The sequence below is a fragment of the Streptomyces sp. NPDC001220 genome (genome assembly GCF_053597895.1).
This window is the reverse complement of record NZ_JBSFJE010000017.1, coordinates 177,707-189,706: the sequence shown is the minus strand read 5'-3', so window position 1 is coordinate 189,706 and position 12,000 is coordinate 177,707. Positions and strand designations below refer to the sequence as shown.

Here is a 12,000-nt window from a genome sequence, read left to right as displayed (position 1 = left end):
GCAGTTCTCACCCTTCGAACGGGATACCGAGTTGCCTCCGGCATACCCACGAGTGCATGTGCCCCCAGGCCTCGTGCACTCAAAGTAATCCTACGATCACTGCTCCAGCCATGGCGATCCCGGAAACGCCACCATTCGCCACCCCTTCGAATGAACTCACGATGGCCCCGGCGCGATTCACTTGACATAGGACGGCCGGGAGTAGGCGGAGCGGTGCACTCGGGGGCGCACAGTCCCAGGTGCACCACCGGTAGCACTTCCAGGCGCCGCCTTGACCTTGCGGGCACGAGGGAAGGCGGAGTCCTGGCGTCACGTTCCGTTTCCGTCTCGTTCCGTGTCGTAACCACCGGCGCGCCGGACCCGTTGGAGGGGGCATGGGCTTCACGATCGGCGGCATTCGCGAGATCCGCTCCGGTACACGCCGGCGCGGTCGTTCATCGGATTGCACCACCGTCGCCGAGTTCACCGGCCTATGGGGCTGGGACGTGGTCCCGGGGGCCCGGGCCGCGGCCGGCGCGTGCTCGTGCGGGCACACCGACTGTCCCGCGCCGGGAGCGCATCCGCTGGACTTCGCGCCCCAGGTGTCCGCCGGGGCCACGCTCGACGAAGTCACCAAGGCCTGGGGCGAGTTCCCGGGCGCGGCGGTGATGCTGCCGGTCGGCCGTGCGTTCGACGTGATCGAGGTCGCCGAACCCGCCGGGCGCCGCGCCCTGGTCCGCCTGGAGCGCATGGGGCTGCCGCTCGGCCCGGTGAGCGCCACCCCCGAGGGCCGCGCGCACTTCTTCGTCGCCCCCGGTGCCGCCGCCGAACTCCCCGAAGTGCTCTACCGCATGGGCTGGGACGACCCGACCTCCCTGGACCTGCGCGGTCTCGGCCCGGGTACGCACATCACCGCGCCGCCGTCCGACCGGGGCGGCCTGGGCCCGGTCCGCTGGCTGCGGCCGCCGGCCCTGGACTCGGCGACGAAGCCACCGGCGGCGAGGTTGCTGCTGGGGACACTGGCGTACGTGGCACACCGGTCGCGGGCCTGAGCGCTCCGCCGGCATTGCCGCGACGCGCCGTCGTTCACCACGGCGGCGTGGTGGCCGGTCGCGCCCACGCGGCGGACCCGCATATCGATACAGCCCCCGCCCCTTCGCCGCGCTGCCGACCAACAGCAGGCTTCACCCGACCCGCTTGGCCGCAGGGGGCTCCTCATACGCCGAAGCGCCCGTCCCCGGCTGCACCTTGGGGATCGGGCGCTTCTCACGAAGGCTCACGAAGGTTCTCGCGACAGCGGCGGGTGAATCCACCCGGCTGGGGTCAGTCACCGATAAGGGCATCCACGAACGCCTCCGGCTCGAACGGTGCCAGGTCGTCCGCACCCTCGCCGAGGCCGATGAGCTTGACGGGTACGCCGAGTTCGCGCTGGACCGCGATCACGATGCCGCCCTTGGCGGTGCCGTCCAGCTTGGTCAGCACGATGCCGGAGATGTCGACGACCTCGGCGAACACCCGGGCCTGGACCAGGCCGTTCTGGCCGGTGGTGGCGTCCAGGACGAGCAGCACCTCGTCCAGCGGGGCGTGCTTCTCGACGACCCGCTTGACCTTGCCGAGCTCGTCCATGAGCCCGGTCTTGGTATGAAGACGCCCGGCGGTGTCGATCAGTACGACATCCACCCCCATCTCCTTGCCCTCCTTCACCGCGTCGAAGGCGACGGAGGCGGGGTCGCCGCCCTCCGGCCCGCGCACGGTGTAGGCGCCCACCCGCTCACCCCAGGTCTGGAGCTGGTCGGCGGCGGCGGCGCGGAAGGTGTCGGCGGCGCCGAGGACGACCGTACGGCCGTCGGCGACGAGCACGCGCGCGAGCTTGCCGGTGGTGGTGGTCTTGCCGGTGCCGTTCACGCCGACGACCATCACGATGCCGGGCTTGCGGTCGGCAGGCTCGGTCTTCACCACGCGGTCGGCATCGGTGCCGACCAGCTTGAGCAGTTCCTCGCGCAGCAGGCCGCGCAGCTCCTCGGGCGTGCGGGTACCGAGCACCTTGACGCGCTCGCGCAGTTGTTCGACCAGCTCGGTGGTGGGCTGCACCCCGACGTCGGCGGTGAGCAGGATGTCCTCGATCTCCTCCCAGGTGTCGTCGTCGAGGTGCTCGCGCGAGAGCAGCGTGAGCAGCCCCTTGCCGAGCGCGTTCTGGGATCGGGAGAGCCGGGTGCGCAGCCGGACCAGACGGCCGGCCGTGGGTTCGGGGATCTCGATCTCGGGAGCCGGGGGCTCTTCGACGACGACGGGAGCCGAGCCGTCGGGAAGGTCGACCTCCTCTATCGTCCGGCGCGGTTCGTCGCGCGGCGTCTCGGCCTCGTCGCCGACGTGCGGCTCGGCCGGGGGCGCGGTGATGTCGGGTGCGGAGGGGGGCGGCGGGGGCAGCGACTTCTTGCGCCGGCTGCCGATGACCAGCCCGCCGAGCGCGCCGAGCACGACCACGGCGATGACTACAGCAAGGATGACGGTTTCCATAACCCGTCCAGTATCCATCCCTCCCCCGGGCACGACTTTGTTCCCTCGCGAGGGAGTTTCCGGACGATCCTCCGAATCACGATGCCCACTTTGGGGGTATTCGTCAGACTAAAGTACGATGACTGCTCATGAGCACCACCGCCCACCACGATGGCGCCCTCGAACATCTGGAAGAGTCGCTGGAGCAACACGGCCTCGAAACCCGGGGCCTCGAACCGGTCCCCGACTCCGAGCGCACCGCGACACCCCGCGGACTGCTCCCCACCTGGATCGCCGCCAACATCAGCGTCCTGCTGCTCACCGTGGGCGCGAGCCTGGCGGTCTCGTTCGGACTCAACTTCTGGCAGGCCCTGACGGTCGGCGCCACCGCGCCGATCGTGTCGTACGGCCTGGTCGGGCTGGTCGGCATCGCGGGCAAACGGGGTGGCGCACCGGGCATGGCCCTGTCCCGCGCGGTCTTCGGACAGCGCGGCAATCTGCTGCCCGGCGCGCTGATCTGGGTGGCACGCTGGGGCTGGGAGACGATCAACGCGGTGACCGGCGCCTATGCGCTGCTGACGGTCCTGGACATCCTCTTCGGGATCAGGAGCAACACCGCCCTGATCATCGTCACCCTGCTGCTCTTCGTGATCACCACGTTCGTGATCTCGGGCATGGGCATCAGGGCGGTGCAGCGCTGCAACCGGTGGGCGACCTGGCTGTTCGGCGCCTTCACCCTGCTGGTCCTCGGCCGCCTGATCGTGGTGACGGACTGGAGCAGGGTGCTCGGGCAGCCCGCCGGTCCCACGGCGGCGATGATCACCGGAGTCGGGCTGATCGCGGCGGGCGGGATGAGCTGGGCGCCGGCCTCGCCGGACTTCACGCGGTACCTGCCGGGTACGGCGTCCTCTGCGGCGATCGTACGCAACACGGTCGGCGGCGCCGTGATCGTCGTCCTCCCCATGGTCCTGATGGGTGCGGTGGTGGCGTCCGGCACTCCGGACCTGGCCAAGGCGAGCGACCCGGTCTCCTTCCTCGGCGAGATCCTCCCTCTGTGGCTCGCGGTCCCCTATCTGCTCATCGCCCTGGTCGGCATGCTCCTGATCAACGCGATGTCGATGTACTCGGCGGGCTTCACCGCGCAGACGCTCGGCTTCCGGCTCCCCCGCCACTGGGCGGTCTCCGTCAACGCGGCGATCTCGCTGGTCCTCGGCGGGGTGCTGATGCTGGCGGCGACCTCGTTCATGGGCTCGTTCATCGCCTTCCTGTCCCTGCTGGCGGTGGCGTTCTCGGCATGGGTGGGCGTGTTCGGGATCGACATGCTCCGGCGCCGGGAGTACGACGCCACGGCACTCCTCGACACCAGCCGCACCAGTGCCTACTGGTACCGGGCGGGCTTCTCCCCCGCCGCCGTCACGGCCTGGGCGCTCGGCCTGCTGGCCGGGTCCCTGTTCACCAGGTCCGACTGGTTCACCGGCCCGTTCGCGGCGGACAACCCGGTCGGCCGGTACGGGCTGGGCTGGATCGCGACGATCGTCGTCTCGGGGCTGCTGTACGCGGTGCTGCCGAAGCCGGCGGTGGTACCGGCGGCGGCCGGCGAGCGCACGCCTCTGGCTGTCTGACGTACCGTCAGCTAATGTCCCCGCACACCGCCCGGCCAAGGTGAAGGGGAACTCCCATGCCCGTCTCGGTCGTTCGCTTCAACCTCGTCGAGCCCGGGGCCGACTCCGCCTCCCTGGGCGCCCGTTACCGGGCGGCCGTGGAGATGGCCGGGTACGCCGACGAGCACGGGGTCACCACGGTCCAGACCGAGGAACACCACGGGGTCGACAACAACTGGCTGCCGTCGCCGTTCGCCTTCGCGGGCGCGGTGTTCGGGGCGACGCGGAACATCGCGGTGACCGTCTCGGCGGTGATCGGCCCGCTGCACGACCCGCTGCGACTGGCGGAGGACATCGCGGTCCTCGACCTGCTCAGCGGGGGGCGGCTGGTGACGGTGGCCGGGATCGGCTACCGGCCGGAGGAGTACGCCCTGTTCGACGTGGAGTGGAAGCGGCGGGGGCGGCTGCAGGACGAGGTGCTGGAGACGGTGCTCAAGGCGTGGACCGGGGAGGAGTTCGCGTACCGGGGCCGTACGGTACGGGTCACACCGCGTCCCTTCACCGATCCGCACCCGCTGCTGCTGGTCGGCGGCTCCTCCAAGGCCGCCGCCCGCCGGGCCGCCCGGCTCGGCCTGCCGTTCTTCCCCAGCGCGCATCTGCCGGAGCTGGAGGCGTACTACAAGGAGAAGCTCACCGAGTACGGCACGGAGGGCTGGACGATGATGCCGACGGCGGAGACGCCGCTGCTGCACATCGCCGAGGACCCGGACCGGGCATGGGCGCGGTACGGGCAGCACTTCCTGCACGAGGCCCGGACGTACGCGTCCTGGCAGTCGGGGGACATCCACTCGGCGGTGCGTTCGTCGGCCACGACGGTGGAGGAACTCCGCGCGGAGGGCGTCTACCGCATTCTCACGCCGGAGGAGTGCGTGGCGGCCGGCCTGGACAACCTCGTGCTGCACCCCCTGGCGGGCGGCATGCCGGTGGACGAGGGCTGGCGCAGCCTACGCCTCTTCGGAGAGGCCGTGCTTCCGGCACTGCCGGCGTAGGCGGAAGGGCGCTGTCCTCGTAGGCGGAGGACAGGGGTGCCGCGGATCGAGTGACAGGCGAACCATGAACCGTCGCCCCGCCCGGGCAGTGACCGGGCGGGGCGACGGAGGGTACGAGGAGAGGGGCAGCGGGGACTTGGCCCTTCTCCTCGAGTCGGGGGCCTCGTGACGAAGGTCAGCCCATCTCCTCCAGGGACTTGCCCTTCGTCTCCTTGACGTACTTGAGGACGAACGGGATGGAGAGGGCCGCGAAGACCGTGTAGATCACGTAGGTCGCGGAGAGGTTCCAGTCGGCCAGCGACGGGAAGCTCGCGGTGATGGCCCAGTTGGCGATCCACTGTGCGGAGGCGGCCACGCCCAGCGCGGCGGCGCGGATCCTGTTCGGGAACATCTCGCCGAGGAAGACCCAGACCACCACGCCCCAGGAAAGGGCGAAGAAGAGGACGAAGATGTGCGCGGCGACCAGCGCGGTCCAGCCCTGCGCGGCCGGGAGCTTGCCGTCGACCAGGTGGTAGGAGAAGGCCCAGGCCTCCAGGGCGAGGCCGACGACCATGCCGACCGAGCCGATGAGGGCCAGCGGCTTGCGGCCGATCCGGTCCACGAAGATCATCGCGATCACGGTGCCGATGATGTTGATGATCGACGTCGTGAAGGAGTAGAAGAACGAGTCCGTCGGGTCCACACCGACCGACTGCCACAGCGTCGAGGAGTAGTAGAACGCGACGTTGATGCCGACGAACTGCTGGAAGACCGAGAGACCGATACCGACCCAGACGATCGGCTTGAAGAAGAAGGAGCCGCCGAGCAGGTCCTTGAACGTCGACTTGTGCTCGCTCTTCATCGCGTGCTCGATCTCGGCGACGCGGGCGTCCAGGTCGATCTTGTCGCCCTCGACCTCTTCGAGGATCTCGCGGGCGCGGTCGCGCTTGCCGACGGAGAGCAGGAAGCGCGGGGACTCGGGGATGGCGAAGGAGAGCAGGCCGTACAGGACGGCCGGGATCACCATGACGCCCAGCATGACCTGCCAGGCCTCCAGGCCCATCAGCTTGCCGCGCTGATTGCCGCCGGCGGCGTTGAGCAGACCCCAGTTGACCAGCTGCGAGATGGCGATACCGACGACGATCGCGGCCTGCTGGAAGGAACCGAGGCGGCCTCGGTAGGCGGGCGGGGCGACCTCGGCGATGTAGGCGGGACCGATCACGGAGGCCATACCGATGGCGAAGCCGCCGATGATCCGCCAGAAGGCGAGGTCCCACAGGGCGAAGGGCAGCGCCGAACCGACGGCACTGATGGTGAACAGCACGGCGGCGATCTGCATGCAGCGGATACGGCCGATCCGGTCGGCTATCCGCCCGGCGGTCGCGGCACCGATGGCACAGCCGATCAGGGCGATGGCGATGACCTGGGCCAGGGCGGCGGATCCGATGTCATAGCGGCTCCGGATGGCCTCGACGGCACCGTTGATGACGGAGCTGTCGTAGCCGAAGAGGAACCCGCCCATCGCGGCGGCCGCCGCGATGAAGATGACATGCCCGAGATGATCGGGGTGAGCCGTCCCGGCTCCTGAATTGGGTGCCTGCGCAGTGCTGGTCACAAAAAACTCCTCGGGCCACCCGGCAGCGCTGCCGGGGGTGGGGGTGAGCCCTCTCAGATTCAAGTGGCGCACAACTTCACACCGCTCACACCTGAAGGTAAAAGCAACGTTGCAGAGACTATGCCTTCAAGTTTCGAAGTCAATACCAGGTGAGGTGTGAAGTTGCAGATACCACACACCGAAGATGCGTTCACTTCTTGAAGAAGACGCGAAGGTGACGTGCCCGAAGTGGCGCGGGGCTGTATCGATTCGCGGCTCCGCCACGGGGCGGGACCAGCCTCAACGGCGCCGCACCCGGAACCGTCGGCCAGGACCGAGCGTCAGCGCAACCGCTGGCTGATGACCTTCGACACACCGTCGCCCTGCATGGAGACGCCGTAGAGCGCGTCGGCGACCTCCATCGTGCGCTTCTGGTGCGTGATCACGATCAGCTGCGACGACTCCTGGAGCTCCTGCATGATCCGGATCAGCCGCTGGAGGTTGGTGTCGTCCAGGGCCGCCTCGACCTCGTCCATGACGTAGAACGGGCTGGGCCGCGCCTTGAAGATCGACACCAGCATCGCCACGGCGGTCAGCGAACGCTCGCCACCCGACAGCAGGGAGAGCCGCTTGACCTTCTTGCCCGGCGGCCGGGCCTCGACGTCCACGCCCGTGGTGAGCATGTTGTCGGGGTCGGTCAGGATCAGCCGTCCCTCGCCGCCCGGGAAGAGACGGCTGAAGACGCCCTCGAACTCGCGGGCCGTGTCCCGGAACGCCTCCGTGAAGACCTGCTCGACGCGTTCGTCGACCTCCTTCACCACTTGAAGCAGGTCGGCGCGGGTCTTCTTCAGGTCCTCCAGCTGCTCGCTGAGGAACTTGTGACGTTCCTCAAGAGCCGCGAACTCCTCCAGGGCGAGCGGGTTGACCTTGCCGAGCTGCTGGTAGGCCCGCTCGGCCGCCTTGAGGCGCCGTTCCTGTTCGGCCCGGTGGAAGGACTTGGGCTGGTTGCGCGGGTGCTCGGGGTCGTCCGGCAGCACCTCGCCCTCGGCGGGGGGCGAGGGCGGCACCGGCTGGTGCGGTCCGTACTCCTCGACGAGTCCGGTCGGTTCGACACCGAGCTCCTCCAGCGCCTTGGTCTCCAGCTGCTCGATCCGCAGCCGCTTCTCGGCGCCGAGTACCTCGCCCCGGTGAACTGAATCCGTGAGTTTGTCGAGTTCCGCCTTGAGGTCCCGGCCGGTGCTGCGGGCGGCGGTCAGCTCCTGCTCGCGCCGGGCCTTCGCGGCCTCGGCGGCGGACCGCTCCCGGTCGGCCCGGCCCACCGACACCTCGACATGCGCGAGCAGTTGACGGGCGCCGGCGGCGACGGCCTCCGCGACCGCGGCCTCGTGGCGCAGCCGGGCCCGGCGCTGTTCCGCACGCGCGCGTGCCTCGCGTTCCGCGCGGGCGGCGCGGTCGAGGGAGTCGGCGCGGCCGGCGAGGCCCTTCACCCGCTCCTCGTGGGTACGGACCTGGAGGCGGGCCTCCATCTCGGTCTGGCGGGCGTTGGCACCGTCGGCGGCGAGACGATCGCGCACCGAGGTGTCCGGCTCCTCCTCGACCGGCATCTCCTCGGCCACGGCGAGCCGCTCGGCCAGTACCTCGACCTCTTCCAGGGCCTTGTCGAGGGACTCCTGGGCGCGGGCGGCCGCCGCCGTGGAACGTTCCGCCTCACCGGCCGCGCCGCGCGCCTGTCCGGCGAGCCGGCCGAGCTGCTGGGCGACGGCCGACTTCTCCCGGTCGGCGGCGCGGCGGCGTTCGGCCAGCTCCTCGACCTGTGCGGTGCACGCCTTGCGGTGTTCCTGGGCGGCCTGCTGGGCCTCGGCCAGTGCCTCGCAGCGGACCGCCAGTTCCTCGAGTTCGGCGGCGGCCTCGTCGACGGAGGCCTGTACTTCGAGGAGGCTGGGGGCGCCCGCGGAGCCGCCGTGCGCGAAGTGCGCGCCGAGGAGGTCGCCTTCGGCGGTGACGGCGGTGAGGTGGGGCCGGCGGTAGACGAGTTCCTCGGCGGCTTCGAGGGTGTCGACCACGACGATGCCGTGCAGGAGGCGGCGGACGGCGGGCATCAGGTCGGCGGGGCCACGGACGAGTTCGGCGGCGGGGGTCCCGGAGGGGGGTGCCGGGGAAGGGGGCGCCGGGGAGGGGGGTGCCGGGAGGGGTCGTGGGTCGGGTGCGGACCCGTCGTGGCTCGGCGCGCCGTTCCCCGCGCCCCTTGGGGACGTCCAGCCCGCGTCGGCTCCCTCGGCAGCCCCCTCCAGGGCGGCGGGCGCCCATCGGTCGGCTGCCGCGCCGTCGTGGCTCGGCGCGCCGTTCCCCGCGACCCTTGGGGACGCGTCCGCTCGGGGCGCCTCGGACCGGGGCAGTTCAGGAGCGCCCGAGAGGAGCAGGGCTGCCCGGCCGCCGTCCTGTTTGCGGAGGAGGCGGATCGCGTCGGCCGCCGAGGTCGGGGTCGTCACCGCGACGGCGTCGGCCGCCGTACCGAAGGCCGCGGCCAGGGCGACCTCGTGGCCCGGAGTCACCGTCAGCAGTTCCGCCGCCGGGCCCAGGACTCCGGTGAGGCGGTCCCGGGCACCGAGCAGTATGCCGGTGCCGTCCTTGCGGCGCAGGCCGAGCGCCAGCGCCTCGCGGCGGGCCTGGGTGGCGGCGCGACTGCGCTCCGCCGCGGTGGTCGCCTCGCGGGCCGCCGTCAGGGCCGCCTCCGCCTCGGCGAGCCGCAGCCTGGCCTGCTCGTGCCGGCCGGCCAGTTCCTCGTCACCCGCGTCGAGGCCGTCGACCTCCGCCTTGAGCGCCTCGTACTCCTCCTGCGCCGAGACCGCCCGCTCCTGGGCCTCGTCACGGGCCGCGGCCAGCCGGTCGATCTCCGCCTGGGCCGAGCCGGCCCGCGAACGCGCCGCGTTGACCTGGCCGTTCAGCCGGGCCAGGCTCTCCCGGCGGTCGGCGATGGAACGGGCCACGTCCTTCAGGCGCCGTTCCTCCTGGGCCAGTTCGCGCTCCAGTTCGGCACGGTGCGCGACGGTGTCGTCGAGGGCGTGCTGGGCCGCCTCCAGGGCCGCCTCCAGCTCGGCCTCCTGCTCACGGATGCGGTGGGCCTCGCGCTCCATGTCCTCGGGGTCGCGGCCGCGCCGCTCCTCGGGGGGCGTGGAGGTGGCGCTCTTCACCCGGGCGTCGGCCAGCGAGATGGTGCCGCGGACACGTTCGGCGAGCTGGGAGAGTTCGTACCAGGTCTGCTGGGCGCGCTGCAGGCGCGGCGTGAGCCGGCGTACCTCGTCCTCCAGGAGCGCCTCGCGCTGGAGTGCCTTCTTCAGCTCCTGCTCGGCGGCTTCCTTGCGTTCCTTGAGGGCGGCCTCGTCGGCGATCTCGCTCTGCAGCGCCTGGCGCAGTCGTACGAGGTCGTCGGCGAGCAGGCGCAGGCGCGCGTCGCGCAGGTCCGCCTGGATGACGGCGGCCCGGCGGGCCACCGCCGCCTGGCGGCCCAGCGGCTTCAGCTGGCGCCGCAACTCGTCGGTCAGGTCCTGCACGCGCGCGAGGTTGGCCTGCATGGCGTCCAGCTTGCGGAGGGCCTTCTCCTTGCGCTTGCGGTGTTTCAGTACACCGGCCGCCTCTTCGATGAAGGCCCGGCGGCCCATCGGGTCGGCGTGCAGGACGGAGTCCAGCTGGCCCTGGCCGACGATGACGTGCATCTCGCGGCCGATGCCGGAGTCGGAGAGCAGTTCCTGGATGTCGAGGAGGCGACACGTGTCGCCGTTGATCTGGTACTCGCTGCCGCCGTTGCGGAACATGATCCGCGTGATGGTGACCTCGGCGTACTCGATGGGCAGCGCGCCGTCGGAGTTGTCGATGGTCAGGGACACCTCGGCGCGGCCCAGCGGCGGGCGGCCGGTGGTGCCGGCGAAGATGACGTCCTCCATCTTGCCGCCGCGCAGCGACTTGGCGCTGTGCTCACCCATGACCCAGGTGAGCGCGTCCACGACGTTGGACTTGCCCGAGCCGTTCGGACCGACGACACACGTGATCCCCGGCTCGAACCGGAGCGTGGTCGCCGAGGCGAACGACTTGAACCCGCGAAGGGTCAGGGCCTTGAGATGCACGCCGTCGGACTTTACCCGGCGGCGCTAGCGCACTCCACGACCCCTCGCAACCTCGCGGTTTCGCGCATGAACATGCAGGGCACACCAGACGTTAAAGAAGGTGAAAGGATGCGCGGGGCTGGAAGGTGCCGGGCGCGGGGGCGCGGGGGCAGGCCAGAGGGACGGGAAAGAAAAGAAGGGACGCCGGGGCGTCCCTTGCAGATCTTGACAACTTAGCGGTTGAAAGGGCTGCCCAACCGTTGCATGTGCTGTTGTGGAGCGATGCAGCGATCAGGTGAGCGCAGGCTCCGCCTGGTTTGCGTCGATGCTCTCCATGATCCTGTCGGGAGAAGCGGCAGCCGTCAGCGCGTCGTTCTCGGCCTGAATCCGTCCGAGCTCGGATTCGAGGTCCTGGACACGCTGCTGGAGCCGTCGCATCTCGGCGAGGAGTCGCGGGTCGGAGCCGCCGACGTAACCGAGAAGCGCCTTTGCCATGATGGATGGTCCTCCACACTGAGTGACCGACCGTAGCGGTGTGGGTCGTGAGGGATCGCACCCGCGGTGCTTGACACATCCGAGTGTTACTCGCCTGTTGCTCCATGCCAAACAGCTAAGGTGCGCGGGGCTTTCAGCGTCTCACCAAAAAGTTTGACGGTCAACACGATCACGCCCTGTATTGGCGGGCGAACCCGGGCGCGCGCGGCTCAGGACCGGCGGCGCTGCGTCTCCAGCGGGGCCCTCGGAGGGTGGCGATCATCCTTATGCGCGGAGCCTGCCACGACAAGCGATTATTGGCAACCACCAGGCCATTCCTGCTGTGGGCACATGCCGGTGGCAGTTCGCTCCGCTTCTGCCTGCGGGTCTTCGCACGACGGGTCAGCGGATGGCGAAGCCGTCGTAACCGCCGCGGGGTGTGTCCCAGATCTCGGTGACACCCTCCACCCGCCCGGGCGTGTCATCGCCCTGGAGCCAGTCGAGCAGGCCTTCGCAGCCCGTCCGGGAGCCCTCCGCGACCACCTGCACGCGACCGTCGCCCAGATTGAGAGCAAAACCACTCAGGCCGCCGATCTCCAGCGCCTTGGCCCGGGTGAACCAGCGGAAACCCACCCCCTGCACCCGTCCACGGACCCAGGCGACCAGTCGTACATCCTCGCTCATAGAGTGCAACCTAACCGGCCAATGTCACTCGGAGCACTTCCGCC

Annotated in this window: 8 protein-coding genes; 3 read left to right on the top strand and 5 right to left on the bottom strand. The window is 70.3% G+C overall.

The annotated features are described in order from the left end of the window. Positions 1–374: 374 nt before the first annotated feature. Complete coding sequence (locus ACWDGI_RS34920) at positions 375–1,031, top strand: bifunctional DNA primase/polymerase (RefSeq protein WP_450766018.1); 657 nt, start codon at positions 375–377, stop codon at positions 1,029–1,031. Between the two features lie 271 nt (positions 1,032–1,302). Here the strand turns inward: ACWDGI_RS34920 and ftsY are convergent, their stop codons facing one another. Beyond that, positions 1,303–2,496 (bottom strand): signal recognition particle-docking protein FtsY, encoded by a 1,194-nt coding sequence (gene ftsY, locus ACWDGI_RS34915; protein WP_450766016.1) that lies wholly within the window; start codon positions 2,494–2,496, stop codon positions 1,303–1,305. 128 nt (positions 2,497–2,624) lie between these two features. On the opposite strand from ftsY, the gene ACWDGI_RS34910 reads away from it, so the two are divergent. Together ACWDGI_RS34910 and ACWDGI_RS34905 are read left to right on the top strand one after the other, a co-directional pair. Then, on the top strand, positions 2,625–4,097 hold the full coding sequence (locus ACWDGI_RS34910; RefSeq protein WP_450766014.1) for a cytosine permease: 1,473 nt from the start codon (positions 2,625–2,627) through the stop codon (positions 4,095–4,097). A 56-nt stretch (positions 4,098–4,153) separates the two neighbouring features. Beyond that, positions 4,154–5,125: an LLM class flavin-dependent oxidoreductase gene (locus ACWDGI_RS34905; RefSeq protein ID WP_450766012.1), complete on the top strand. Its 972-nt coding sequence runs from the start codon at positions 4,154–4,156 to the stop codon at positions 5,123–5,125. A 175-nt stretch (positions 5,126–5,300) separates the two neighbouring features. On the opposite strand, the gene ACWDGI_RS34900 is transcribed toward ACWDGI_RS34905, so the two are convergent. The 4 genes from ACWDGI_RS34900 to ACWDGI_RS34885 form a co-directional block, all read right to left on the bottom strand. Further along, complete coding sequence (locus ACWDGI_RS34900; RefSeq protein WP_450766010.1) at positions 5,301–6,719, bottom strand: sugar porter family MFS transporter; 1,419 nt, start codon at positions 6,717–6,719, stop codon at positions 5,301–5,303. 320 nt (positions 6,720–7,039) lie between these two features. Beyond that, positions 7,040–10,819 (bottom strand): AAA family ATPase, encoded by a 3,780-nt coding sequence (locus ACWDGI_RS34895; protein ID WP_450766008.1) that lies wholly within the window; start codon positions 10,817–10,819, stop codon positions 7,040–7,042. Positions 10,820–11,089: 270 nt separating this feature from the next. After that, on the bottom strand, positions 11,090–11,293 hold the full coding sequence (locus ACWDGI_RS34890; RefSeq protein WP_360484835.1) for a hypothetical protein: 204 nt from the start codon (positions 11,291–11,293) through the stop codon (positions 11,090–11,092). Between the two features lie 381 nt (positions 11,294–11,674). Then, positions 11,675–11,956, bottom strand: coding sequence for an acylphosphatase (locus ACWDGI_RS34885; RefSeq protein ID WP_089098517.1), 282 nt, complete (start codon positions 11,954–11,956; stop codon positions 11,675–11,677). Positions 11,957–12,000: the final 44 nt, after the last annotated feature.